The sequence below is a fragment of the gamma proteobacterium symbiont of Scutellera amethystina genome (assembly GCF_059730845.1).
Map to the genome: position 1 here is coordinate 3,749,638 of NZ_AP035935.1, position 25,907 is coordinate 3,775,544.

Consider the following 25,907-nt stretch of genomic DNA (forward strand, 5'->3'; position numbering starts at 1 on the left):
TTCAGACGGTAAAAAAAAACCGCGGCCAGTGTCCCGGTGCGCGGCATCAAAATGTCATTAGAGGTTCGTTGTTATAGGTGCATTAACAGGATCTATAAAACGCGTTCAGGCGTCAAGCACTGCGCCCTGAATGTTAACTGACACGCCACACACCAGTCTGGCCGTCAGTTTATGCTGCAGAAAACAGGCACGAGCCAGTTTTGGGTATACGAGCCACCGCATCCCTCGCCAAGCGTATTCCATGAAGACCAGTCGCCGTCATGGTTTACGCGGCCAATTTCAAGCGGCCAGCGCCCGCCGCAGCGGTTAGCACAGACGCGCACGGGAGATGAAGAGCCGCTCTGCCACACCCAGTCCTTACAGGAGAGTGTGGCACCGCTCGAATCATGACTGATCGCGCCAATAATGCTGCAACCTGCACCTGGCGAGTTGACCTGATCCTGGTGTAGCAGTCCTCCTGCAGACATATCCCCCTCAGCCCGCACGCTTCCGCCACGAACCTGACCACCGGTATAGATGTTTTTATTATTAACTGCGCGAACCCAGTCATTATCCGACATATAAAATCCACCGCCATACGTCTCGTTAAGCCAACCCTTAGAACCCCGCGTAATCATCCAGCCATTATTAGACCTGATATCGTTATTCGCGGTAATCGCATTGCCTGCAGTGACGTTAGCGCCTGCTGATACGCCGGCCCCTGCTGTGACGTTCTGGCCTGTCACGGTTCCGTTAGCAGTGACGTTGCCGCGTACAGTAACGTTATTGGTGAATGCACCGTTTACAGCGTTAACCGTAGCAGCATTGTTCAGGTTGTTTCCCCCCATATCAATGCTGGTATGCATCGTGTTCAGGTCTGGCTTACCGGTAACGGAAAAACGATACAGACGATCGCTCTCACCCTGCGCGGCACCCAGTTCATCCGTGGTCAGCAGAACGGCGATATGGCCCTGCGTGGTGCTGACGCCAAATTGTGCGAGCGGCATGCTCCAGCTGCTCATCGCGCCGGTCGCGATCCCTGACGTCCAGATATAGCCCCCCATGCCAGAGGTAATATCCATTGATATCTGTCGCAGTGCCAGAAAGGGCAGTGCGGAACCGTTCTGTGTAAAAATCAGCCCCTGCAGCTGGTTCGTGTTAGTTGCATTCCGGACAAGCGCAGCGCGATATACCTGGCCATCGATAGTGTTCTCACTGAAACCCTGCTCCAGAAAACCGGTGTTTTTCAACATGACCGGCGTCACGATAACAGGGGACGTTGTCGTGGCGCTGGAGAGCAGCGTATCGTAATAACGTCCCGTATAGCTTTTGACGGCCTGCGTAAAACGGGAAACCTGCGCAGCGGTGTTCATCCAGGTCCGCTTATCCATCCAGTCACTGATAAGCGAATACCCCCAGACGCTGACGAGTAAGAGAATAATCAGTGCGGCACCGGTGCTGATGATCGCCCAGCCCCTGTCGTTTTTTTCATTCGATTTCACAGGCATCACCATGTAATGAGTGGATGATAAAGTTTGATAAGCGCGACCAGCATCGCGCCGGCGCACAGCCAGGGTCCCATAGGTCCTCCCTGCTGGACGCGGCGCACCAGAAGCTGCCAGAGCACAAATAAAAAGACGCCTGTGAGCAGTGCATAAAGACCCTCACAACCACCGAGCCAGGCCGCAACAGCGCCGGCCAGCCAGACGTCGCCAAGCCCCAGGCATTCGCGCGCAGAGACTTTTCCAGTCACGTAGCGCCAGAGCCCGAATAACCCCAGCGCCGTCGCGGCAGAGAATGCATGCCCCCAGAATCCGGGGGCTGACAGAGCAGCAGCCAGACCTGCAATCAGGCAGCTCACCGTCATATAACGGGGCAGAAATCCGGTGAGCGCATCGATGAGCGTCATCCTGAAGAGAAAAAGGCTGAGCAACAGCGCCATCAGCCTTTCCAGAGCCGGCGCCGGCGACAGTACGATGCAGGTTGCAGATGCCGCAAAAAGCCAGGTAATGCCGGCGGGGGCGGGATTTAAAAAAATGGCCAGCCATTCTTTTTCATCATTGGTGGTCAGATAGCTGAGGCGTACCAGGTTTGCCATAAAACAGAACAGGCACAAGCCAAGCGGAAAAATGATGATAAGCATTGGCCACGGCATGCTCAGCGTCAGCAGCGTCACAGTTTAATTCCCCGTTCTTTTAGTAAAAGCTGGCGATAAATGGCATATATGCGGTTGGCATAGGATTCGCGCGTTTCATGGCGGTCTTTTCTGAACCCGGCGTTATACGAGCCGAGACAGTTCCAGCTGTAGCCACAGACCTGAAAATGTCTGGCAAGTATCCAGGTGCCGATTTGTACATTAAGGCAGGGGCGCGTCAGCAAATCCTGTGGACCGCTGATGACCCCCTGCGCGATCAGCCCAGGAATATGTGAGGAATTGATCTGCATCAGCCCATAGTCCGTGCTGAGCGCCCGCCCGGTTTTTTTATCCCGGTTAATATTCGTTATTGCCGGCCGGAGGCTGCTCTCGCCCGTAGCGATGGCTTTAAGCAGGAGCGGATCGAGATGGTACTTCGCTCCCGCTGCGTCAAAGCAAAACGCCCCCGCACGGGGGCAAAGCAATATCAGGAACAGAACCGTGGACAGGCGCAGCATGTCATCAGCCGTTATGCGTAAAGACGAGCGTGTTATTCCCGGTCATGCCGCTGTCAGCCGTGCAGGACTTTCCTGCCGCTTCCGCGCTGACAACGCCGTCGCTGAAATCCGTGCTGTTAATGCTGATTGCGCTGAATGCACCGCCGGAACCGAGCTGGGTGGCAATTGAGATGCAGTCTGCCTGCGGTACTTTCTGCGTCGTAACAGAAAATCCGTTGTTGAACCCGTTGGTTGCCACCGGTGCCATCACGACCTGACCACCATAGCTGTTCCACATCGTCGCCGTGCCGGAGCTTGCCGTTCCCTGAATGGTCCAGCCGGCTTTCGGCGCGCCACCCTGCTGGATCAGGGTGCCGGTCATCGTGGTGCTGCTGGTAAAGTTGTACCCTCCCTGAGTCTGCTTAAGCTGCTGAGCATTGGTCACGATAAACTGGAGATTGGATACCTCCACGCCTACAGACTTTTTACCCCAGAGGCTCCAGATCCATGCACCGACGAGACAGATAACAATGATGGTGCCCAGTGCAATGGCGCCATGTTCCATAATGCCCCAGCCGCGATCGGGCTGGCGATGATGTTGCGGGAATGCCTTTGATGACATGATGTTTCCTTAATGTGTGCTGAAGGTGTTCATATCCTGAATCTGCATCACCATCAGCAGTATGAGTAAGAAGAAACTCATAATCAGGACGAGAGAAAAGAACTTGGTGACGTTCGCGCGGCGGGCAACGCGTGCCAGAGCCTGCTCCAGCCAGCGGTCGGCATAGTTGGTGATCAGCGATGCTGCGCTGTTACCTTTATCGAGAAGAGAGAGGTAGTTCACCGCCTCACGGCTGGGGAAGTCATAACCGCTGTTGCGCATTGCATGGCCCAGAGAATCGCCCTCGCTCATGCAGTCTATTGCGCCCTCGATGCGCTCCTGCAGCCAGGGCGGAGCGAATCCGTTAAGGATCTGCAGCGACTTAAGCTCCTGCACGCCAGCACCCAGCAGCGCCCCGATATTCATCAGAAACACAGCCCCCTGCAGGTCTTTGTAAACCGACCAGGGCATAAGGTAATCAGCGAAGCGACGCAGTCGCCCCCGCCATCGGGGCAGGGACCAGAACGCCAGCGTCACAAGTACCGCGACCGCGCCGGCAGCAGTCAGTCCCCAGCGGCTGCTCCACTGCGCAACGCCATTCATAAATCCGAGTGCGCCAGTCCAGCCTGCCGGATCGGACATTTTGCTCAGGGTGGGGACCAGCGCCAGGTTGTTGGCCAGCAGCAACCCCGTCCCCAGCAATACCAGCACGATCGGGAATACTGAGGCGAATACCACCTGGCCGAGAATGCGACGACGGGCCACAATGAGTTTATCCGCCTGCATCAGGGCACCGGGAATATTGCCGGTTTCCATGCCGGCGCTGATAAGTGCGGCCTCTTCGTAAGGTGCCCAGGCGGCCAGCACGTCCTGCAGCGCGCGACCGGGGCGGTTATCGTTCACCCCTTCAAGACAGTCCTGGACCAGCTCGTGGTAAGGATGCCAGCGGCTGCCAAAGTCGGTGTGCACCTCGCCAATCATGGTCAGGGCCTCTTTGAGCTGTTTGCGGTTTTCCAGCAGAAAGCGCAGGGTCTCGTAAAACGGCTGGCGGTACTGGCCGGTGAATGTTGCCCTGACCAGGCGGTAGCGCAGGTTTTCTGCTATCGACATATGCCGGTCAGGCGTGAAGCGATCAGCGGATGCCATCGGGTACCTCGCACTCCATCACCGAATCTTCATCCAGCGGACAGATAAGATCGCCTTCCAGCGGGTCAACACGCCCCTCAGCCAGGTATCTCATCAGGTGCATGCGGCGGGTAATACCGCCCTGATTCACCCAGTACTGACGGGCAACGGCCGGGCCGTGTGACAGCCAGAGCTGCATCAGGCGGGCATCGGTCCGTATCACTTCGGCAATGGCCGTGCGCCCGGTCACACCCCGGCTGATGATGCGTCCGGTCAGCGGCACCGTTTTCTGACAGTGGGGGCAGCCTTCGTGATTGCGGAAAAAGAGTTTGCTGGTATCGCAGAAGCCCTCAACAGTGCAGTACCGTTCAAGACGTTCCCGCGTATCAGCGTCCAGCTCAGGGGCTTTTTTCTCCCACGGCACCCGGCAGTGTTCGCACAGCAGCGGCACGAGACGCTGGCCTATTAAGCCGGTGATGAGTGCGGCATCTGCCAGAAGGTGGCGGTCAATACCGAAGTGCTCCATACGACGCAGGGAGCCAATGGGGCTCTGCGTGTGCAGGGTGGAGAACAGCGCGTGCCCGGTTTCACTGGCGTAAATGCCGGCGATAAGGGAGTGCAGGTCACGCATCTCGCCGTTCAGAATGGCATCCGGATCGAGACGCAGCGCGGAGGCATTGGCGTTAGTCCAGGCGCGGCTGATGGCCTCCGGCGAGTTATCGGCAGGCATGACGGCCGTCTGTATGGCACCCGGAATCCGACCCTCAGGCGGATTTTCCAGCGTCAGCAGGCGCTTTTTACCGCCCGTCAGATCAAGCCAGATGTCACTGAACACGCGCAGCGTGGCGCTTTTGCCCGAGCCGGTTGGGCCGGTGAGCAGAACCATGCCTTCCGGAAGGCGAAGGATCTGCATAATGAGCTTTATCTGCTCCGGCAGAAAACCCAGCTGCGGCAGCGTCGGTATGTTGTCACCGTCGTCCGGAATAAGACGCATGACAACTATCAACCCGTCGGGCGTTGGACGATGCTCGTATCGCGCGCCATAAAGACCGGCGCGGCGGGCAAACTTTGCATCTATGCGCCCTGACTGCTCGCGACCGGCAAAAAATGACTGTTCGCGCACGTCGCACATGGAAAGATATGAGGTAGAGGCCAGCGTCATCCCCTCCACATCTTTCACTTCATCCACCACCTCCAGCTCGCCGTGAATACGCAGCTGGACGATGGAAATCCTGCGATCACTGCTGATTTCAATATGAATATCAGAGGCATTGAACTCGTGACCGAGCCTCATATAGCTGATGACCTTATCCTGCGATACGCTGATGTCGAGCTTGTCCAGATCGCCTTCGCTGACGCTCTGTGACAGGCTCAGGCCGCGCTGCTCTGCCACTTCACGCCGGCGGTTCAGCTCGCTCAGCGTCACAAACTCGGTTTTTGCCGTGGGATGCGTCCGGGTGACGTCCATCACCCAGCGTTGTATGGCCGCTTCTTTACGGCGGTTGCCGTCGATTAACAGTGTTACGCCACCGGTGGCATGCAGCTCGGCGAACACAAAATCCATTATCTCTTTATCAGGTGTCATCGTGGCCTCAGAAGGAGAGTTCAGAATTGTCGCTGAGGCGCACAAGCGTTGACGTTACCTCAGTGACGCGTTTAGCCGTGCCCGGGATTTGATCGCCTTTTACCACCTCCGTGACCCCGCCGTCAGGCAGGACAATGCGCGCGCGTAACTGATTACCCCGCCCGTAAATTTCCTGCAGTCGAACGCTGCCGGCGCGCTTCTCCGTGCCGGCAGACGCAGTCTGCTGAGAGGGGGCAGGCTGCGCCATAACCGGCATGGCCGGCTGGCTGGCGGTGGTCAGATAATTCCGGTCGGCACCCAGTCCGGACTGACTTTCCCGCAGCTGCTGCTCCAGCCGCGCCGTCTGCACTTTCTGCTCCAGAATCAGATTGCGGGCCTGCGCAGCTTCCAGCTCCCCGAGGGTGACATTCGGCGGCAGCACATCGCCGGCAGCGGCCGCGGGCGCGGGTCCGCAGAGCAAAGCGGACAGAAGCAGCCCAGGCAGGGCGGGATTAATTCTGCGCATAGATGCTCCCCTTCATGGTGTAGTCGAACTGCCCCTGCGGGCTCATGGTGATCGAAAGGCTGCTGAGGCGAAGCCCCGTGGCATCAAAATCCTGCAGCAGTCGCTCGGGCTGCAGACGTGAGCTGACAGAAAAGTTAAATTCCCGCCAGTCCTGTACAGGAGTAATTTTTTCCTCACCCGGCGCGACCGGCGGCGGCTTCACCTCGGTAAATCTGACGTCGAGGTTGCGGCGCTGCAGATGGGATATAAAGCGCATAAGCTGAGCATCAGCACCGGGCAGTGCTTCGTCAGTGAACCCGGTCGGGGGGGTATGGTTAAAGGGAATGAAAACATCACCGTTTTTACCGCCTTCCTGAAGATTAAAGACGGCTGAGTGACCGAACAGCTCGCGGGCGCGGCGGGAGAAATCCTCGACCGTTGCACCCGGAGTGGCAACAAAGCGCAGGCGCAGGCCCTCGGGGACACATTCCCCGTCGGTAAAGCGCCAGCCGGCAACGGATGCGAATACGGGCTCACGCGTGAGCCAGCAGTTGCTTAGCAGCACTGTAACTGGAGGCAGTGAGGCCCACGGGTGCGGTGCGCGTGCGGGTTCAGCCGGCTTTTCTTTCGTCAATGCCATGCGGGCGCGAAACGCTGCCATTGCAGCGGCCTGTTCAGCCTTCTCTGATGCGGCATCGAACCAGTAAACGCCACAGGCCACCGCGAGGGTGACTGCGGCTACCGGGATAATGACCGACAGGGCGGTCACGCGCTTATGAAGCCGGCAGCGTTTTATCTGCGCCCGGCTGAGCCTGTCAGTCAGTGTGCCGGCGTGCAGGTTGTCGTCTGCCATTGCTGCACAGCGTAAACGCGGCGAATCAACATCATTAAAACGCAGGAAGTTTGCCGCCGACTGTTCAATGATGGCGCGGGAGCCGGTCACGTCGCCCATGACTGATAACTGCCCGCCGATAGCCGCGAAAAAGACCCAAGAATCCTCAGTGTGACTCAGGCGGTAAATACCCCAGGCATTTCCGCCCTCGGCCAGCAGGAATGCCACGGCCAGCGCGTGCTGGCTGCGGCGCACGCGCCCCGGGGAAACCAGACCGCGCATAGAAGCATTTCCTCTTCCGGCAGCGGCATAATGCGTATCAGGCGACGCTTTACTGCGAAACCGGGTACTTAACGCATTACGCTGCGGCTCCCAGTGCAGACCTGCCATCCAGTCCCGCCGCTGATGCGTCAAACGGATGCCGGCCCGGAGGCTCATTTTTTTCAGTACTGACATGGTTTACCTCAGCAGAACAGGGGTGATCATGATGACGAGCGTCGTGCGGCCGCGGGAGCCTGTCTGGCCGCCGCCCAGAATGAAGTTGTTTGGCGTAAGGGTGCCCTGTTTGTCTGCAGAAAGGTTCTGCTGTTCCGAACCGGTCAGCACCAGCGTCTGACCAGAGCGCAGATTGACCTTGCGGGCCAGCGCTTCGGTTGACGTTGTGGGCAGATCGTTACGGGTATTGCCGTCAGCGCTGACGAATTTCTCAATCTGCGGCGGGCTGGTATAGCTGAAGGCGAACTGCAGCTGCACGTCACCGTTTTCCTGAATGAACGGCAGCATGGTCATGAACAGGCCGGTGGTAATGGTCGACGTCGTCATTGATGAGGTGACGCCCACGTTTGCCGTTGCGGTTGTGCTGGAACTGGACAGGATGCCTTTCTGGCCCGAGAGCTGATAGGCCACCGGCGTCAGGTTGGCGGTAGGGTCAGTCTGGTTCAGCGCCATGCTGACATTACCCTGCTCGGAAAGGGCTTTGATAAGCAGGCTTGATCCGGAGAATTTAGCCGCATTACCTGTGGCCGTATCGAGGATAGAGATACCGGCGCTGGCGGCTGACGTGGAGGCATTGGCCATTGACCCTGTCAGGCTGGCGCCAAAGTTATGCAGGGATTTATAAACCAGCCCCCAGTCAAGGCCCAGCTGCTCGTTGCGTGTCTGGCTGACGCTGACAATCTGAATATTGAGCTGTACCTGACGGCTCAGGACCTTGTTCTGATATTCGATATAGCGACCGACGCGGTTAAGCACGTCAGGCGTATCGGTCACGCTCAGCGTGCCGGTGGCGGCCGAAAGCCAGAATCGCCCGGATTTCGGGGTCAGCATCTGCTCAACCGTTTTACGAATATCATCGTAAAGGTCGCTGTTCATGCCGTAATCAGTTTTCTGATTAGAGCTGATATCGCCCGTCGTCCCGCCGGTCGTCCCGCCGCCGCTGCCCAGCTGATTGCCTGAACCGGAATTAATCGAGGCGCTGCTGTTAACCTTTGTATTCAAGATAACCAGCTGAAAAGTGCGGGTATCCTGAAGATAGAAATACACGCCGCTGCTGTCACTTCGCCAGGACAGGCCGTATCCGCTGGCTTCAATATCAAGGAGATCGCGGACGTCGCCCTGGAACTTAAGGCCACGCGCGATCATGGTGCTTTGCTGAACAGGCGCGGCCTGCCCTGCAGAAGCGCCGATCTGTGAAAGCGGCACACGACCGTTATCATCGGGTGCAGGTAACGGACCGCTCATCGGGGATGTGACCACACCTCCGGTTGTGACACTGCTAAGCGCTGCATAAGCATCGGGGGTGATCGACACCCGGATGCCACACAGCGCGGTGATGCGCTGACCCAGCTCCGGCAGTGAAATCCCTTCCGGCCGGTTAATCGTTATCTGACAGGAAGGCAGTTTTTTTTCATCCGGCGTGGACACGACCGGTGCAACCGGCTGCAGGTTCACCCAGGGTTTATCAGACCAGACAACGGTAGGCTGAGACAAAGCCTGGCGGCTCTGCAGCACCCGCTGTGCCGTTTCAGCCTGACCTGTGGCCTCCTCATCCATTTTGCTGATTTCACTCAGCGAACATGATGACAGCACAAACGCGGCGGCCAGCGCTGTCAGGCAGAAAGGTAAACGGCGCATCCGCAGCCCCCTGGTGTTGTTAGTTAAGGTAAACAATGCTGCCCTCCGATACGCCGTACGGCAGAGAGAGATTCATATCGGTGCCATCCGCCATGCGCAGACGGCCACCGCTGACGGTCAGGGCCAGCGCCGAGGTCATGGACCTCGCACGCAGCGCGGCAAAAACACCGGCAGTTTCAGGCACCCATATCCAGAGGCGCCCCCCCTGGATAACGGTCTTAATGCGATTGTCCGGGAGCGGCACAATACCTGTCTGAGCAAGTGATACCGGACCATCAGCCACCGTTTTACCGTAGCGCCAGTTATTTACCGCGTCAGCGGTGCGAAGCATGTCGCCGGCAAGCCGATACGGCAGGGTCTGCTGCATTGCAAGCCGGATGTGTTCAGCAGAATGGCGCTGCGCATCACCCGCCATCAGCGAAATGACCAGACAGAACACGAGTATGGGCAGCGCAAACCCCATCTCAGTGACCTCCTCCCGCTGGCGTATCGCTCACGGAAATCAGGCACTGAATACGATTGGCTTCAGCGAAAAGGGGTTTTTCGGCTTTGCGGTAGAGGTCAAAAACCTGAACCATGACCGACTCAAAGTTGCCGTGGAAAACCAGTGGCGCATCGATGCGGTAATCAAGCGTCACGGGCCAGATAACGACCCAGTTGCCGCCATTACTGCACTGTGCTTTCGAAGCCCAGCTGGTCAGCGTCTCTTTCAGGGTCGAACCCGGTTCCGCCCGCCAGGTCTGCCCGACGGGAAGCGCAGCAACTGGCGTACCCGGCGCATAAGGAGATGAGGCCTGGCTGCTGACGGGAGGGGCCGGCGGCAGCGTTGTAACGGGGCGAACCGGTGCCGACGGTGAGGTGCCGTTCACTGTAGTCTGCAGCGCGGCCACCGGGCGCGCTGCGGCAACAGTGGGTTTCTGCGACAGCGCTGTTCTTTGGTCAGGTGCGTTAGTCGCAGCAGGGGAAGACACCGGTTTGCTTTTTACCGGGGCCAACGAAGGGGTTTTCTGTGGTGCCGACAGGTTCGCCGCCGTCAGCACCGGAGACGGAACTGCAGGATTCTGCGGTTTGAGCGACGTTTCCGGGGGGGTGGCCGGTGCATTGACGCTGATGGTGTCACCGGTAAAAGGATTGCGTGAGACGGTATTGCCTTTTCCTGTCACCACCGGGGGCTGAACAGGCTGCGTCACAACCGGACGATTAACATTTACAGCCTGTGGTGCGCGCGAGATCGGCACCGTCTGGGGGAGAGCAAAACTACGAAACTGGTCACGCAGCTCAAAGCAGATTTCACGGTTCACCTCATCCACTTTCAGGCGCCAGGCTGGACCGGCCAGCACCTGCAGGGCTTCGCTCAGTTTCACGGGACCGATATCGCGCTGCACGGCAGGAAGGGGGCGGCTGAGCAGTTCTGAAAATGCTGAAGAAGTGGCTGAGCATAGTGAATAGCCGGATTCCAGCAGGAGATAACGAAATCCTTCTCCCACTGAGTTAACCAGCTGAGCAGGCATAGTGATATCGATTATCTGATTAAGCGGATCGCGCTGCGCATCATCTGGGCGTGTGCTGACGAGCGTGTAACGATCGTAGCGCACCACTTCAGGGGAACGATTTCGGTAAATGTCATCGAAGCGGGCAGGCTGCTGATAACGGCCATTGATTAATGGCGCTGCGTCAGAGGCCGGGTTGCTGCAGCTGGCCAGCATGACAGAGCAGGCAAGCAGTCCGGCTCCCGTTGCCGCGCGTCTTGAAGGTACTGCCATCAGGATTCACCCCAGGAATAGTCTTAGTCAGGAGTGCTATTCTCGCGGTGGAGGAAAAACGGACAATGCGAAACTATGTCTGCGGATTAAAGAATTAAGTTTTGCAAACCGATAACGGCTTTACAGAAATAATCCCCTCCGGGGCAACCCCTTCTGTCCATAAAAGCAAGTTTTACGGACAGAAGGGGTTCTCGATTTCCCCGCTGTTTCAGGTTGCATGGTATAAAAAAAGCGCCCGCAGGTGCTTTATTGTCTGGCATGGTGGTAACTCATACAGGATAAAATTTCTGAGACAGAATTTGTCCCATATCCCAGATACAGTCCTCGGGAAAGACGTCAAGTTGTGTTTCCTGAGTTGCAGAAGATACAGCATCGGCCCATACAGCAGCTATCCAGTCACGATCAGAGAGCGCAGTTTTCAGGCTGGGTGTGCCTTTGATGTGTAATGCCAGTGCTTTTCTGTGTTCTTTGATGGTTCGCTGCCAGCTGGAACCGCGGCGGCCCGGCTGAAACTTCCATATGAGAAGATGCGCCAGCAGAACGGCCATACGCCTTGCAAGTTCCCGTTTCTCGCTTTTGCCCACGTCCTCGATCTCCTCGGCGATATTAGCAACATCAATCTCAGAGAACCGACCGGCACGCAGTAAAGCTGCCTGCTCCTGAGCCCAGGCAACAACATCAGCTTCGTATCGTGTATTCATGGTAGATCTCCAGTGACATTTCTGATTAATGAACATCAATATAGAAGTAAATATCGCCAGAATGAACCGGCGCAATTCAGGTCGTAATTACATGAATCCATAATGAAATATCGTAAATGGCTTTCCGGCACATGCCATAACCGTGTCCGAGGAACGGTATGTCGTCGTCAAAAAAAGCGGTTTAACATTTCACCCAGAAAAAGAGATGAAACAGCGGAAGCAACGTCACCAGAAGATAAGCCAGCCCAACCAAAATCCCAGCTTCATCGTTTTTATACACGCGAGAGATGATTTGATTGAGCGTATAAACTCCGATGTTGACGGCAATGATTGCAGGCCAGCCACCGTGGGGTTTCAGCATCAGGTATGAGCCCCCCGCAGCCAGCATGTAAATCAGCAGGTACAAAATAATGGCTTCAGCGGTACCGAAATAAAAAATATCTGTGACACTGTTAACAGCTCTTTTTAATCCGCTGCACTTAGCATTGTTCATGATAACGCCCATTTTTTAATCATACATTATCAGAATCTGAGTTATTGCAGCTGACCAGCATAACCCAGCCCTCAGCCAGTCTGATTACCGTTGCTACGCGACTTGAAAGTACTGCCATCAGGATTCACCCCATGAATAGTCTTAGCCTGGAGTGCTATTCTCGCGGTGATGAAAAAGCGGGCAATGCGGAACCCTTTCCTGAAACTGAAGAAAAATACTGCAGAGCCGGTACGGGTTAATCAACGGACCTGGCCATTAACTTTAATCAGAAAAGAAAACGCCGGAGAACCGGCGTTGAAAGTAATTTGAAGTCCATGAGTTCAGCTGTTGGATAACAACATGAAACCATCATATTTTGTAGAATAACGTGTTAGCGGCAACCGGTGACTGCACAAAGCCAAAGTAGTCGTAGAACGCTTTAGCCTGCTCGTCAATTGCATGTACCATGATAGCCTTAATGCCGACTTGATCCGCCAGGTTTGAAACGCGTATCACGGCATCATTCAACAACCATTTCCCGAATTTATTGCCCTGAGTAGTTACATCGACTGCAAGACGGCCCAGTAAAACAACCGGTACGGGATCGGGCATATTCTGTCTGAGACTACGACTCAAATCGACATGACTTACCGAGCCGGTCGCGATGGAATAATAACCCACTACACGCATGGTTCCTTCAAGACAGATGACGAAGGTACGGGAGGCATTGAGATGCTGATTTTTCAATGCTCGCCGGCGAAGCCAGTCATCAAGAACCACATTTCCGCTATCGAACAGCTCAAGATCATGCCCCTCTGTCAGTAAAGCAGGCGCAGTGACTTTTATTTCCATTCAGGTTTTACATCCATCAGTCGCTGACGACCTTCAACATTTTGTACAGGGGCTTCGAGCTGCCTGATGAACTCCTGATAACGTTCGTCATCAAGTATGAACACGCGTTGATCCAGAATAATGTTCTGTGCCTCATGCACAGCCCTTTCAATGATGAAATCAGTACGGTTTTTATTCACCAGACTCGCAGCATAATCAATCACTGCGCGCTCTTCATCCGTGGCACGGATATTGATTTGCTTATCACGAACGGATTTACGGAAAGTTGTTTGCATAACTCCTCCTGTTGGTAACAAATTGCTATACGCATATGGTATCCCGAATGGTAGCAAATTGCTATACATAACCATTCAGTAGATGATGAAAAGAAAGCGCCAGACTGAGCTGGCGCATAAGAGGGTATAATTCTGTGATTCCGTTAAGAAATGGCGTAAATGGTTTTGCGGCATATGCCATAACCGTGTCCGAGGAACGGTATGTCATCGTCAAAATCCATTGGTGGCTCATTCGCCGGATTCTGTGGCGCAGACTGAGGCTGCTGAGGTTGCTGAGGCTGGCCCCATGCACTCTGCTGACCTGACTGCGCATTGTTTCCACTGGTGTTGGTACCATTGTTACGGCCTCCGCCCACCATCTGCATCGTTCCGTTCATTCCCACAACGACTTCGGTTGTCCAGCGATCGGTGCCGCTGTTATCCGTCCATTTGCGGGTGCGTAACTGACCTTCGATATACACCTGTGAACCCTTACGCAGGTATTCACCGGCAACTTCAGCCAGCTTGCCAAACAGCACGACGCGATGCCATTCGGTAATTTCCCGGTTTTCACCGGTCTGTTTATCACGCCAGGTTTCAGAAGTGGCCAGGCTTAAGCCGGTCACCGCTTTGCCATCTGGCATGTAACGAACTTCAGGGTCCTGACCGAGATGACCGACCAGAATAACTTTGTTGACGCCGCGTGCGGACATAATGTTTTCCTCTCAGGAATGTGGGGTGAGAAACACGACCACCGGGATGTTCCGGTGGTGTGTCCGTAACGCTTAGAACGAATTCGGATCGTACTCTTTCTGAGCCGATGAGCCGGATTCTGGCGTCTGGGAAGCATTGGGTGCCTGATAGACTACGTCCTGACCTTTCTTGATGAACTCCACCTTGATCAGGCGGGCCTTCAGGGAAGGACGGCTTTCACCGGCATGATCACCCGACTGAAGGGTAAACACATCGGCTTTGAGTCCGCTTAGCACGAAGCCAATCAGCACTTTTTCTTCTTCATCAACGGCTTTTTGACAGCGATTAATGAGTTTGGTGGTGTCCGCGCCAGCGACCGTAACATCGAAGCGGGTATAGGACGCATTATCAGTAGGGCCGGTCAGGGCATTAATAACGGCGCAGGTGAATTCGCCGTTGGGTCCCTGAACACGACGTATCGAATTGAGATATCCGATGCCGCTGACGTTGAGGTTGAAAAACTCTTTTTTCTGATTAGCAGAAGCAGAGCTGTTTGAAGCAGGGGTATTGGTAGTTGCAGTCATGATGGTTTCTCCGGAGTAAAAACTAAACAGGTTGCGGAGAAACATCTGTCCCTTACGGGAAGTGTTTCCCGCAGGGATGTCAGCAAGGATTGCCGACTGGCTGAATTGGTGAAATGGACCTCAACTCATAAAGAGTTCCTGTTCTCAGAGGTTAACAGGTTTAAAACCGCCCGAAAGCGCCATCTCTCAGGTTGTGATGGCATTGGCACGTGATTACCCGAAGGCGTTCCTCTCAAATCACCGGAACATTGGCAGTTGTCGGAACGACAACGATTAGCCTCTTTATCATTCATTCAGACGCCGCGGATGTCAACGTCGCAGCATGCAAAAAATCATCAGCACATAAAATTAAAAAAGCGGCACCCTGCGGCACCGCCTTCTGAGGTCTGCACCATCGACCTGAGGTTAACCTGCTTTCGCAGTCGCTCCGCAGGCTGAAAGGGCCCGGCACGGGTTTCACGGAGTTTTCGTGCCTTACCGGCTCCCGTTCAGGTGTGGACAGGGCCGGTCAGACTGTATTCCGTCAGCACATGCATTAGATGCTGACGAAACCCGCAGTCACGGGGTGCGGCTTCAGAGCCGGTGCCACAATAGCAAAGCCCCTGACGGCCCGCAATCGGAGACGACGGATTAATTCTTCTTTGATTCAGCAGACTTAGGTTTCCGGGAACGCTTCTTTTTGCTGCCGCTGATGTTTATGACGCCTTTGCACCCGGGATAGCGCTGGCAGCTCCAGAACTCCCCCTTCTCTCCTTTGCGCAGGCGGGTTTTCCCTCCGCACATCGGGCAGACAGGCGTGGGCGGAACCCGGATACGGACCTGCTGCTGAGCCCCGTGGCTGACCAGGTTGCGCGTCCAGCCGGCCTGGCGCTGCAGAAAGTCGTCCAGCGACATACGGCCGGCGGCAACTTCATCCAGCGCCTGCTCCCAGAGCGCGGTCATGCCCGGCTCGGTCAGTTGGGGAGGCAGGGCATCGATCACGTCGGTTCCCAGTTCGGTCGCCATGATTTTGCTGCCTTTGCGCACAATAAAACGCCGGTTCAGCAGCTGCTCAACGATGCCTGCGCGGGTGGCTTCGGTGCCGAGCCCCGCATTGTCTTTAAGCACTTTACGCAGCGCAACGTCCGTAACAAAAGCGGCCGCATTCATCATGGCGCCAATCAGGGTGGCAAACGTATAGTGTGCCGGCGGGCGGGTCATCAGCTGCGCCACCTCAGCACCGGTCACCGCGCAGCGGTCATTGCGGCTGAGCGGCGGCAGGGTAGCAGCTGCTTCATCGTCCTCATCAATATTACTGTCCTGATCTTTTTCAAACAGGACCTTCCAGCCCTTTATCACCTCCGTTCGTCCGGAGCTGCGGAACAGCTGCCCGCCAATGTCGAACTGCAGCCGTGTGATATCGGACTCATGCAGTGGCAGGAACTGCGCCAGGTAGTTACGGCGAATGAGCAGATAGACGTTACGCTCCACCTCCGACAGCGCGGACAACTGAAACGCATTGCGCGTGGGGATAATGCCGTGGTGTGCCGTTATTTTTTTGTCGTTCCAGATGCGCGAGACAAATTCCCTGTCGAGGCCTGCCAGCACCGGTGCACATTCCGGGTCGGTACGGCCAATGGCATCAAGCACACCGGAAATCTCTTCCCGCATGGATTCTGGCAGGTAACCGCAGTCGGTGCGGGGGTAAGTGGTGGCCTTGTGCTTTTCATACAGGCTCTGCGCGGTATCAAGCACCTGCTGGGGTGACATATCCCACATCCTGCCACAGGCCTGCTGCAGGGTGCCTAGCGAAAAAGCCAGCGGCGCGGCGGATTTTTCGCGCTTAGTGTCACATTCTGTCACCACTGCGTGCCCCGTCTGACGGCAGAGCTGAGCCACCTGCTGCGCGATGTCCTGGTGAACACAGCGCTTTTCTTCGTCGGTATACACCTTCGCCGGCACCCACTGCGCCGGAAAGGTGATGCCGCCGGCCGAAATAATCGCTTTAACCTGCCAGTAAGGCCTGGGCACGAAAGAGGCGATTTCCCGGTCCCGGCGAACAACCAGCGCCAGCGTCGGCGTCTGCACACGACCTACAGAGACAACGCCATCGAAGCCTGCCTCGGCTGCACGCAGGGTATAAAGACGGGAGAGGTTCATGCCTATCAGCCAGTCGGCCCGGGCTCGCCCGAGACCGGCGTGATACATCCCGAGCGTGGCGAGCCCGGGGCGAAGGTCCTTAAGTGCTGCGCGGATGCTGATTTCATCCAGAGCGGAGAGCCAGAGCCGCTGCACCGGGCCTTCCCAGCGGCAGTAATCCAGCAGCTCGCGCGCGATGACTTCACCCTCACGATCAGCATCAGTGGCAATCACCACGTCGTCAACCTGACGCAGCAGCCGCTCAATGACTTTAAACTGATCCTGCGTCTCCTTCTTAACAACGACCTGCCATGGGGCCGGCAGGATGGGAAGCGCAGAGAGCGACCAGGGCTTACCATACTGCTGACCATAGGCCTCCGGCGGGGCGGTTTCCAGCAGGTGGCCTACGGCCCAGGTGACGGTGACGCCACTGCCTGACAGAAAACCATCGCCGCGACGGGTGGCCCCTACAACCTCTGCCAGGTCGCGCCCCTGAGAGGGCTTTTCACAGATATAAAGGCGCATAGCCAGCCTCCTGTGAGTCAGACTGCCTGATAACGCATGCGCAGCAAATTTACGCTCGCTTCATTCACCGGCGGTGAAAAGGCAGAACGCTTCACCCCCAGCAAAACAGCGCGATCGGGCTCTCCAGCTTCCTCACAGGCCTTCTGCCAGACTTCATTATTTTCAACAGCATCAAGACGGTTTGCTCCTTTTTTACGATACCGCAGAACACATCCATAAATTTCACGTAACAGTCTGCTGCCATCACCCAGAAGTTCATAACGCTGCTTACGCGATATGACACCATAGTGAGCCGCCTGCAGGACTTTTTTGGCAAACTGATCGAAACCCATTAACAGGAAAACACAGCGATAGCCCAGCGGTGTCCCGCTGAATACCGTCAGGTCGAGAGTTTCTGCGGCCTGTGCATCACTGATCGTGACACCTGCAGGAACAAAGCTCATTTGTTTGTCCAGCGCATCAATCAGTTTGCTCATTTCATTACTGGCGTATTCGATTTTTTCTTCCAGTTCCAGCATTGCTGCATCCGCCCAGGGGTCATTCATTAATGAATCTCTGTTAATCAGAGTTGCGCGATGAAGGAACTGAGGCATTCCCATAATAGGTTGTTTGCCTTTTTTACCATCCTCAGGCTTTTCTCTTTTGCGACCTTCCCATAGGCCGATAGCGTAATTAGTATGCAGCTCTATATGAAGTTCTGACTGGAGAGCACCAGCCCTTTTGTGTTTCTCTGCCATCGTTGTCGTCACCTGCATTCAGTTAAGAAGAGCTGGCATAATCCTGAATCAGATGCCTCACCAACAATGTGAAACTCATAACGCCAATGAAGAAATTAACATCTGGTTGTTTTTTGTTCTTGTTGCGCCCCGCAACAAGGTTATTTTTTAACCACTCACTCACTTTATCTGTTCCTGTTGCAGGTTTTTACCGTTCACAAGTTCTACTACAGCGCAGTGTATATTTTTTAGCCTTGTTGCGCCCCGCAACAAGGTCGCTTTTTAATCAACCCTGCATTGACCACGTCCATTGGCGAATAGTTTTGCCACATCGCTGCATTGAGCGATTTGTTCCAGCCGCTCGTTGCAGCTTTCATTGCTGAGTGCTGGCCTCCGGTGCTGTTGTCAGCGCCGCGAGGGCTATTTGCAACAATTCCAGGTATGCTTTGCCGGAACGGTCAGCGGGGTTGCTAGCCACATATATTTCTGCGGCATAGATGTATCCTTTAGCCCAGTCAATCAGAGAATCTCCACGCTCATCAGTCAGCATCGTCATGATGTGATTAGTCATGATTGGCTCCTGTTATTTGTTGCGGCGCTTCGAGCGCGCTCAGTGATTTGGGTACGGTAATTACGTTTTGCTGTTTACGTTTCTACGAATGGCGGCAATCATTTCCCTGACTTCCTCTTGCGACGGGCGGTTGGCAGGCTGAACAGGCAGGCTGGCTGCGGGTACAGTACGCGTGCTGGTTGTCCGGGGATTGTTGCTGCCGGAACTGCCATGTACTGCGGCTTCCTGCAAATTCAGCTCACCGCAACGGGCACGTCGCAGCATCGTGAACAACCAGCCAACAGGGTTATTAAGCCTGCCAAGTCGCAGTTGTTCGCGCAGCATGTCAGCCAGCGCCTTTGCTACCGCTTCCGGCAGTGAGGCCATCTGGGTGGTGAGCATCTGCCGATCCTCGCTGTTCAGCCCGTTAACAAAATCGTCAGGCAGGAAATGCTCTCCACCCGGTACGTACGTTTTTTTATTCACACTCTGTGTGAAAGAACGTACGTTACAGTCCGGATTTCGGACTCCGGTGTAAGTGCTTGATTTCAGCCTGAGTCCGGATTCCGGACTCAGTGTTTTATCCATTAATGAGTTACTGAGTCCGTTTTCCGGACTCAGTGGATCTGAATGGTTTTTTGCGCTTTTCTGACTGAGTCCGGAATCCGGACTGCGGGTCACAGCCTGGCGATGGCGGACCATCTGCTGAGGCGTGGACGGCGCGCTCAGGCGGCTTTCGATAAGGGCAAGGCGACTGTGACGGTGACGCATCCCGGGGTCCTGCAGAATGTCATTCACCACGGCCAGCGCGGTCATCCGGACCGCTTTATTACGATTCTGGCAGCTCTCTTCAACAAGCGTCAGCCAGCCCGGGTCAAAGGTTTCGGCGTCACGGTAACCCAGCGGCTCATCATGCTGCGCATAGATATTGCCCCTCACACGGCCACGGTCATCGCGCACCCGCTTACACAGACTGAGCCAGCCGGTCAGGCGCAGCATCAGCAGAACGCGGCTCACCGTATCGCGTGAGGCTTTTTCGGAATGCGCGGAGGCCAGCTGAACCTGCAGCTCGTCATAGGTCGGAAAGATGGCTCCCTCATTCTGCTGCGCATAAAGCCTGATCATCACCCAGGCGGTTTTATCCAGCGGTGACAGGCGCGTATCAAGAAACAGCCTGCGCGGGAACGCATCGTGCACGTTTCCCATAAACAGCAGCCCGCTGCGCTCCTGGCTTACATCGCCGTTATCAGCGCGCCGCTCAAGATTCTGCTGCATTCTGCCAAGCGTATGCGCCACGATACTGTCGGCGGGAATGGTCATTTTATGCTCTCCTCTTCTGCCTGAGACAGCACTGTGCCGGGATAAACCCGGCACAGTGTGGTCATCAGCGGCAATCCTTTACCGGCGTATTTCACGGTTGTATGTCTCATGATCCATCAGCCACCACTGCCGGCCACCGTCCTTGCTCAGGATGCGCCAGAACGGTCCTACATCTATCTTGAGATATCCGTTCATGGTCAGCCGGCGGAACACTTTCTGGCCGCAGCAAAGTGCATGAAATAACTTTTGCGCCCGGCGGCGTACCGCCGGGGAAACCTGCTGACGAGGAGAAAAATCTTCCAGTTCCATCACGCCTCCTTGCGAGCGATTGACTCGGTCCGACGTAATGACGTGTTTGCCTCGCGGCACCACTGACAAACCCGACTCCAAACGGCGGTAAGAGACAGGCCATGTTGCTCGGCAGTGAGCATCATCGCTTCCAGCGCCTGATGGGAATCTGGTGAAGTCAGGCCTGAGGCTTTCCACTCGGTCCAGAGCGCTGCATCCTGCGGCTCCGTCAGGCCCTGAGTACGCCCCTGACGCGACTCAATACCCATGAGTCGGCGCCGGGCACTGACCTCCGCAGGTGAAAGACCGAAATATTTGTCTATCAGCTCCATAGAGCCGCCCAGTTCAAGCGCGCGATCGATCATCAGCATGCGCTTGAGTTCATTCCGAGCCTGATTCAGCATCAGCCAGAAATTTTCGTGGTTCAGACGGATATCAAGAACGGAAACGTGCGACTGGCTGAGGTAGTGCAGTTCATCAAGGCTGAGCTGACTCAGTGCACGTATCTCCTCTACTGACATACCAAGCGACTCGCAGCGACGTATATTTCCATTCTTAATGTCCATAAGAAGGGATGAGAGAATGGCCGTGGTGGCCTGGGAAAGATTAATCTGGCTCACAGGCCACCTCCTGATAACGTCTGATCAGCAACAAGCAGAACATCAAAGATCCAGCCCGACAGGCAGGCACACCATAAAAGAACATCAGTCATGAGAGCCTCCCCCTGCTGAAATCTGCCGGGGTGCCTGTGCGCCACCGAGGCCATGATGAAGGTCGGCATCCCGGCCGGCGAGAAAACCGGCCATCCGGGCCGCGCTGTCACCGCGACAGCTTCCCGCCTCACGAACAGTCACGTCGGCCAGTGCGTCTCCGGCATGTCGCTTTGTCAGCCAGCGCTGAAGTACGGTATTTTCCTCCTCAGAGGGCGCAAATGAACGCAGTACCTGCCAGACGCCGGATACCCAGCCCTCCCTGAACTGGTCTGCACGACGACGGCGCGTACGCAGCAGCATCCGACGGGTACGATACTGTTCCATGTGCGTTTCAGACGCGACGCGCAGCTGGCGCTGCAGAACTGTATAGATGTAGAGCGCCACCTCGGGTCGTTCGCTGAAGCCATAAAAGTGAAGTGAACGGCGAACGCTGCTGGTTCCCTGTGAACTGACATGAACATGCCAGCCAAACCAGCAGCGACATCCTGTGGCCATGCAGACCACTGTTGCCAGAGAGCTCAGCCAGGCTGGCACCTTATCTGCATTACTGGTCAGGCTCAGGCAGACTGACTCGGTGATGCCACTGAGAGAAAGCATGTCTGGCGTCATACCATGACGCTGCATAAGCCGCTGGGCCAGTGCCACCGCACGGGCGGCTTCATGAGGGTTACTGTTGCGCGTGCCCAGCGCCATCAGGCGGCGGATACGGGCTGTGACTTTTGCGTTATCCGACATAGCGCATCCCCCTGCTCCCGGCAGCACGGTGACGGTCCTGTTTCTCTTTCACATCCTGACAGCCGGCACAGAGCTCCACGCCCGGCACAGCCTGCTGGCGAGCGACCGGCATGTCCGCTCCGCAGCATTCGCAGAACACTTTTGACGGTTTCACTGAGTGCACCTGCGCCCGGATTGCATCGATGCCGCGCTGGGTGAACAGAGCCGTACTGGCCTGCGCCATTTCATCGTTCAGGTCATCAGACATTTTCCCCTCCTTTTGCAGACTGTCGCTGCAGCTCACGCAGACGGCGGAGAACGCGGATAAGGCGCAGGGTTTTTACCACCGTAATATCGTCGAATACGGCCGTGTCAGATGGTGACTGAGAGCCGAAGAAATTCAGGCAGAACAGGAACATATTGAACTGCCTGTTGGGGAGCGCGCCGGACAGGCCTGCCAGGAAGAGGACAAATTCGCTGCCGGTTTCGGAGACGGCAAAGCCTGCTGACTGAGGGTGTTTATCCTCCCGCACGTTGTCCGCACAGCCCATCGCCTCGGCAATCTCGAAGACAAGCCGGTAGGCCATATCCTGCAGATGCTCAATATCATCCTGGAGTGCCGGGATGTGCCAGATATCGCTGACGGGCTCAAGCCCGGTTGCAGCGAAGGCGACCGAACTGACGGGCGCGGCCTGGGACTCACTCTCCTCGCCAAATGCGGACATCAGCGTGCCCGGGCTGAAATCAGGAAGAGAAATGCTGTCCGAGCCAGCCGTTTCGCCGGTAATGACTGGTCGTCCGCCGAACAGATCATCCTGTACTTCGCGACGCGGTTCACTGCCGGCGGTTACCAGTGCGTTCACAGGCAGTTCAGCGCCCGCGGGCAGTTCCGGAGCCGGCTCGGGACGACCTGGTGTGGTCAGGGTGCCACTGCGCAGCCCCGTGACCGGCGTTTCGGAGCTGGTATCCGGAGGCAGGACAGTGACCTGAGATGCCGTGGATTCCCGGCCTGCCGCTCTTTCCGGCGGAGGCGTCATTGCCGGCAGCGGTGGCGGCTCACCAAACTGCTCACGGCGCTTCTGCTCGCGGGGGTCAAGCTCAATCAGCCAGCGATCATAATTCAGGCTTGGATGCGGAAGAGCCTTAATCAACTGGCCGATAAATTCATCTCTGAATACATCAAGCGCATAGCTGTCTGGTTCGTCAAAAACCCTGCATGTTGAGCCAAATACTTCATCCAGAGTAGCGGCAGGTTTAACGTCACCGCTAAATGATTTCCAAACTTTCATGGCAGAAGAGCGGAGGCTCAGGAGCGGCGTTACCTGACCACGGCTCATCCCGCTTTCAAGGAGGTTTGGCATATGGGGATACAGATAATTGAGGGTATCCTCCATCCGGCTCACGCTCGAATAATCAATAGGGTAACCTTCCTGTCCGAGCAGGTCAGAAAGTTCCCGCAGCGTAACAGCACGCCCTAGTTGCTCTTCGTAAATCACGCGGGCCTTATGCACACCAAAGGCTTTTTCGATGTAAGTCAGATCTCCCCTGACTTCATTTTCTGCAAGGTGACCAACCAGGCATTTAAGCCTGCCTGGCCACGGCTTGAAAATAGTGTGTATGCGATAGAAACGTTCATCGCCGCTTTCCTGCCATAACTCACAGAGAATCTGATATCGGGTGTTGCCGCCGTCGCTGAAGATGTAAACTTCTTCCCCCTGAGGGTCGCGGGTCACTTTAGGAATGGAATCCAGCCCGCGAGCACGCACGGAGGCTTTGATTTCTTCATAACGTGGATTGCGGCCTTTACGGGGGTTGTCCGGATTCGGGCGCAGCTGGTCCAGTGTCAGTACCATTGCCATTTCGCTGACCGGCAATGTAGCGGCATCCATTGGGTCAGTGACCTGAGAAGGCGATTTACCCCGTTGCAGCATGGCAGCACCGATGTTCAGGTTACGAACGTTACTCATGCTGCTGTCCTCCCTGCGCTGGCCGTCAGGTCAGAAAATCGGGTGAAACGACCTTCATATTGCAGGCGAATTGTGCCTGTAGGCCCCTGGCGTTGTTTGCTGATGATGATTTCAGCGACGCCTTTATCATCCGTGTTTTCGTGGTAGACCTCATCGCGGTAGATAAAAACGATGACGTCAGCGTCCTGTTCAAGAGCCCCGGAATCGCGAAGATCACCATTATTCGGACGTTTATCTGCGCGGCTCTCAAGCTGTCGGTTAAGTTGTGACAGCGCAACAACAGGGCAGTCCATTTCTTTGGCCAGCGCTTTCAGGGAACGCGATATTTCTGCAATTTCCTGCGTGCGGTTTTCCTGATCCGGGCAGCGCATCAGCTGCAGGTAATCAAGTCCGATAATCGATGGATGACCATAGCGCCGTGCGTTGCGTCTGGCGCGAATACGAAGCATCGCGGGCGTCAGTGAACCGGTGTCATCAATGATGAGGCGATCTTTGAGGTCCCCTGTTAACAGCCCATAAGCGTTTGACGCGCGCGCCCAGTCTTCATCATCCATCAACCCACTCTTGAGGTGGGTCAGGTCTATGCTGCCCAGTGAAGCAACCATGCGCATCAGGATCTGTTCTGTTGGCTGTTCAAGACTGTAAAACTGCCCGTTTGACTCCTTTTTTTTCATCAAGGAATTAATCAGCAAACTTATCAGCAACGCCGTTTTACCCATCGATGGACGTGCCGCTATAAGCACTAAGTCGCCAGCCTGAAGACCGCTGGTCATGGCATCGAAGTCTTCAAAACCTGTAGGCGTACCGGTAATACCGTCAGGGACATTGCATCGGCGCTCCAGCTCAACCAGCAGCTTTTCCATACCATCAATGAGAGTGACTGCCTGTTCAGGTTCAGTTCGCTCGGCAAGTCGGGTGATTTTCTGCTCGGCAATTTCCATTACCCTTTCAATATCAGCACCCGGTTTTTTTACCGATTCAGTGATTTCTGTACCAATTGCGGCTAACTGACGACCCTGACTGTATTTTTCCACTATTTCACAGTACGCAACGATGTTTGCCGCGCTGGGCGTATTCTTAGCGAGCTCTGCCAGGTAGGCAAAGCCACCGAGCTGGTCAAGGGCATCTTTACCACGGCTTTCAATACTTTCAGCCAGCGTCACGAGGTCTATGGGCCTGCCGGCCGCCACCAGACGCGTCATTTCCTGAAAGATGGCTTTATGAACCTTATGGAAGAAATCATTGGCGCTGAGGCGGATTGCCACTTCATCCCAGCGATCGTTATCCAGCATCAGGCCACCGATGACAGACTGTTCAGCATCAAGAGAAAACAGACCGGGGATATTTCTGCGATTAGAGGTCATCTTTACGCTCCCCTTCTGCAGCAAGCTCGTCAAACTTCTCTTTCCATTCGGGGAAAAGTTCGCATGCAAGGTTGTGCATGGAATCAAAGGCCGAATCACTTTTACGGCTGGTTTTCTTCTCGAGCCTGTGAACTGGCTGCCCTGCTGCATGACCATGTTTATAGATATCCAGGTCATAGATCCTGGTCTGAAGCATCTCAATAACTATTTTGTCCGAATGCTGACTGTAATCCCCGCCTGAAATGATGGCTTCAGCATGCTCAACGGTGGTTTTTGCCAGCACCGTATAATCCATACAGTTAACCAGCATGCGTATCTGCGGGAGTTTGATACCAAAGGCCAGATAAGGAAGGAGCTCTTCCATAAGAGCAACTGTGCCGCGCATGAATTCGCGGACATCGGGCAGAACGGGCTTTACCATGCCGATCATTTCACCGGTAGCGGCAAGAATAATCAGTTCCGACATCACCGAACGTGAACCCTGTGAATCTATCAGGATGACGTCATACTGGCTGAATACTGGATTTGCCAGCGCATTCCGCAGGCGCACGCGTCCGTCAGCAACATTGAGCATGTAGGTAGGTAAAAGGTTGCGGGGATCATTGGAGACAATGACATCCAGATTATCGATCTCGGTGCGGGAAATTATGTTTTCTGGCCGTGAGAGGTCTGCAGTCTGCATGAGCAGCTCATAGAGACCGCAAGGCGCTTCATATGCTAAGGGGTAGATACTGCTGGCAGTTGGTTGAGCGTGATCCCCGTCGATAATGAGGGTTTTGATGCCCGCATCGGCGAGAAAACCGCCGAGATTTGCGGCCTGGGTTGATTTACCCTCGCCACCTTTAGTTGAAACAACTGGAATCACTTTCGGCCTAGTACCAAGTGATTTGTAATTATCTGATTTTAAATGCATTTATAACACCTGAAGTTTATTCAGGTGAGA

30 protein-coding genes are annotated in these 25,907 nt (G+C 55.4%); all 30 read right to left on the reverse strand.

Annotated features, from left to right (window positions below; all coding sequences use genetic code 11):
• Positions 1–164 precede the first annotated feature (164 nt).
• The 30 genes from pilV to AC6I79_RS17940 all read right to left on the reverse strand — a co-directional run bounded on the left by pilV (position 165) and on the right by AC6I79_RS17940 (position 25,877).
• A complete protein-coding gene (pilV, locus tag AC6I79_RS17795; RefSeq protein WP_498027409.1) occupies positions 165–1,481 on the reverse strand; it encodes a shufflon system plasmid conjugative transfer pilus tip adhesin PilV in 1,317 nt (438 codons plus the stop codon).
• Positions 1,482–1,486: 5 nt separating this feature from the next.
• Entirely contained in the window at positions 1,487–2,155 is a 669-nt protein-coding gene (locus tag AC6I79_RS17800; protein WP_166712295.1) for a prepilin peptidase, read from the reverse strand.
• On the reverse strand, positions 2,152–2,631 hold the full coding sequence (locus tag AC6I79_RS17805) for a lytic transglycosylase domain-containing protein (protein WP_058770081.1): 480 nt from the start codon (positions 2,629–2,631) through the stop codon (positions 2,152–2,154). Before AC6I79_RS17805 ends, AC6I79_RS17800 begins: the two co-directional genes overlap by 4 nt.
• Before the next feature lie 4 nt (positions 2,632–2,635).
• Positions 2,636–3,232: a type 4 pilus major pilin gene (locus AC6I79_RS17810; protein WP_058770080.1), complete on the reverse strand. Its 597-nt coding sequence runs from the start codon at positions 3,230–3,232 to the stop codon at positions 2,636–2,638.
• Between the two features lie 9 nt (positions 3,233–3,241).
• Positions 3,242–4,357, reverse strand: coding sequence for a type II secretion system F family protein (locus tag AC6I79_RS17815; RefSeq protein WP_498027408.1), 1,116 nt, complete (start codon positions 4,355–4,357; stop codon positions 3,242–3,244).
• The gene (locus tag AC6I79_RS17820; RefSeq protein WP_498027407.1) at positions 4,344–5,921 is read right to left on the reverse strand and encodes a GspE/PulE family protein; all 1,578 of its coding nucleotides are present in this window, start codon (positions 5,919–5,921) and stop codon (positions 4,344–4,346) included. Before AC6I79_RS17820 ends, AC6I79_RS17815 begins: the two co-directional genes overlap by 14 nt.
• 7 nt (positions 5,922–5,928) lie before the next feature.
• A complete protein-coding gene (gene pilP, locus AC6I79_RS17825) occupies positions 5,929–6,426 on the reverse strand; it encodes a type IV pilus biogenesis protein PilP (protein ID WP_498027406.1) in 498 nt (165 codons plus the stop codon).
• Positions 6,413–7,693, reverse strand: coding sequence for a type 4b pilus protein PilO2 (pilO2, locus tag AC6I79_RS17830; protein ID WP_498027405.1), 1,281 nt, complete (start codon positions 7,691–7,693; stop codon positions 6,413–6,415). Before pilO2 ends, pilP begins: the two co-directional genes overlap by 14 nt.
• 3 nt (positions 7,694–7,696) lie before the next feature.
• Positions 7,697–9,370 carry a PilN family type IVB pilus formation outer membrane protein gene (gene pilN, locus AC6I79_RS17835; protein WP_498027404.1) on the reverse strand — a complete coding sequence of 558 codons (1,674 nt, stop codon included), beginning with the start codon at positions 9,368–9,370 and terminating at the stop codon, positions 7,697–7,699.
• 19 nt (positions 9,371–9,389) lie between these two features.
• Positions 9,390–9,833 (reverse strand): type IV pilus biogenesis protein PilM, encoded by a 444-nt coding sequence (gene pilM, locus AC6I79_RS17840; protein ID WP_498027403.1) that lies wholly within the window; start codon positions 9,831–9,833, stop codon positions 9,390–9,392.
• 1 nt (position 9,834) lies between these two features.
• Positions 9,835–11,133: a PFGI-1 class ICE element type IV pilus protein PilL2 gene (gene pilL2 / locus AC6I79_RS17845; RefSeq protein WP_498027402.1), complete on the reverse strand. Its 1,299-nt coding sequence runs from the start codon at positions 11,131–11,133 to the stop codon at positions 9,835–9,837.
• 269 nt (positions 11,134–11,402) lie between these two features.
• Complete coding sequence (locus AC6I79_RS17850) at positions 11,403–11,834, reverse strand: DUF29 domain-containing protein (protein WP_498027401.1); 432 nt, start codon at positions 11,832–11,834, stop codon at positions 11,403–11,405.
• Positions 11,835–12,015: 181 nt separating this feature from the next.
• Complete coding sequence (locus tag AC6I79_RS17855) at positions 12,016–12,327, reverse strand: hypothetical protein (protein ID WP_498012725.1); 312 nt, start codon at positions 12,325–12,327, stop codon at positions 12,016–12,018.
• A 348-nt stretch (positions 12,328–12,675) separates the two neighbouring features.
• A complete protein-coding gene (locus AC6I79_RS17860; RefSeq protein ID WP_498027400.1) occupies positions 12,676–13,158 on the reverse strand; it encodes a GNAT family N-acetyltransferase in 483 nt (160 codons plus the stop codon).
• Entirely contained in the window at positions 13,149–13,433 is a 285-nt protein-coding gene (locus tag AC6I79_RS17865) for a type II toxin-antitoxin system TacA family antitoxin (protein ID WP_088515933.1), read from the reverse strand. Before AC6I79_RS17865 ends, AC6I79_RS17860 begins: the two co-directional genes overlap by 10 nt.
• Positions 13,434–13,576: 143 nt before the next feature.
• Complete coding sequence (locus tag AC6I79_RS17870) at positions 13,577–14,125, reverse strand: single-stranded DNA-binding protein (RefSeq protein WP_498027399.1); 549 nt, start codon at positions 14,123–14,125, stop codon at positions 13,577–13,579.
• A gap of 72 nt (positions 14,126–14,197) precedes the next feature.
• Positions 14,198–14,689: an STY4534 family ICE replication protein gene (locus AC6I79_RS17875; RefSeq protein ID WP_058770118.1), complete on the reverse strand. Its 492-nt coding sequence runs from the start codon at positions 14,687–14,689 to the stop codon at positions 14,198–14,200.
• Positions 14,690–15,319: 630 nt separating this feature from the next.
• A complete protein-coding gene (locus AC6I79_RS17880) occupies positions 15,320–17,332 on the reverse strand; it encodes a DNA topoisomerase III (RefSeq protein WP_498027398.1) in 2,013 nt (670 codons plus the stop codon).
• A 17-nt stretch (positions 17,333–17,349) separates the two neighbouring features.
• Positions 17,350–18,069, reverse strand: a complete 720-nt coding sequence (locus tag AC6I79_RS17885) for a PFL_4669 family integrating conjugative element protein (protein ID WP_498027397.1) — start codon at positions 18,067–18,069, stop codon at positions 17,350–17,352.
• A gap of 22 nt (positions 18,070–18,091) precedes the next feature.
• A complete protein-coding gene (locus AC6I79_RS17890; RefSeq protein WP_498027396.1) occupies positions 18,092–18,232 on the reverse strand; it encodes a hypothetical protein in 141 nt (46 codons plus the stop codon).
• A 64-nt stretch (positions 18,233–18,296) separates the two neighbouring features.
• The gene (locus AC6I79_RS17895) at positions 18,297–18,425 is read right to left on the reverse strand and encodes a hypothetical protein (RefSeq protein WP_498027395.1); all 129 of its coding nucleotides are present in this window, start codon (positions 18,423–18,425) and stop codon (positions 18,297–18,299) included.
• Positions 18,422–18,619, reverse strand: a complete 198-nt coding sequence (locus AC6I79_RS17900; RefSeq protein WP_471808115.1) for a hypothetical protein — start codon at positions 18,617–18,619, stop codon at positions 18,422–18,424. Before AC6I79_RS17900 ends, AC6I79_RS17895 begins: the two co-directional genes overlap by 4 nt.
• A gap of 60 nt (positions 18,620–18,679) precedes the next feature.
• On the reverse strand, positions 18,680–19,918 hold the full coding sequence (locus tag AC6I79_RS17905; RefSeq protein ID WP_498027394.1) for an STY4528 family pathogenicity island replication protein: 1,239 nt from the start codon (positions 19,916–19,918) through the stop codon (positions 18,680–18,682).
• 78 nt (positions 19,919–19,996) lie between these two features.
• Positions 19,997–20,227, reverse strand: a complete 231-nt coding sequence (locus tag AC6I79_RS17910) for a ParE family toxin-like protein (protein ID WP_059012802.1) — start codon at positions 20,225–20,227, stop codon at positions 19,997–19,999.
• Positions 20,227–20,826: a DUF2857 domain-containing protein gene (locus tag AC6I79_RS17915; RefSeq protein ID WP_498027393.1), complete on the reverse strand. Its 600-nt coding sequence runs from the start codon at positions 20,824–20,826 to the stop codon at positions 20,227–20,229. Before AC6I79_RS17915 ends, AC6I79_RS17910 begins: the two co-directional genes overlap by 1 nt.
• An 84-nt stretch (positions 20,827–20,910) precedes the next feature.
• Entirely contained in the window at positions 20,911–21,654 is a 744-nt protein-coding gene (locus AC6I79_RS17920) for a DUF2786 domain-containing protein (RefSeq protein WP_222985780.1), read from the reverse strand.
• A complete protein-coding gene (locus tag AC6I79_RS17925; protein WP_498027392.1) occupies positions 21,644–21,901 on the reverse strand; it encodes a TraR/DksA C4-type zinc finger protein in 258 nt (85 codons plus the stop codon). Before AC6I79_RS17925 ends, AC6I79_RS17920 begins: the two co-directional genes overlap by 11 nt.
• Positions 21,894–23,600 (reverse strand): ParB family protein, encoded by a 1,707-nt coding sequence (locus AC6I79_RS17930; RefSeq protein ID WP_498027391.1) that lies wholly within the window; start codon positions 23,598–23,600, stop codon positions 21,894–21,896. Before AC6I79_RS17930 ends, AC6I79_RS17925 begins: the two co-directional genes overlap by 8 nt.
• Positions 23,597–24,964, reverse strand: a complete 1,368-nt coding sequence (gene dnaB-PI, locus AC6I79_RS17935) for an SPI-7-type island replicative DNA helicase (protein ID WP_498027390.1) — start codon at positions 24,962–24,964, stop codon at positions 23,597–23,599. The genes AC6I79_RS17930 and dnaB-PI overlap by 4 nt, the downstream gene beginning before the upstream one ends.
• A complete protein-coding gene (locus tag AC6I79_RS17940; RefSeq protein ID WP_498027389.1) occupies positions 24,954–25,877 on the reverse strand; it encodes a ParA family protein in 924 nt (307 codons plus the stop codon). The genes dnaB-PI and AC6I79_RS17940 overlap by 11 nt, the downstream gene beginning before the upstream one ends.
• Positions 25,878–25,907: the final 30 nt, after the last annotated feature.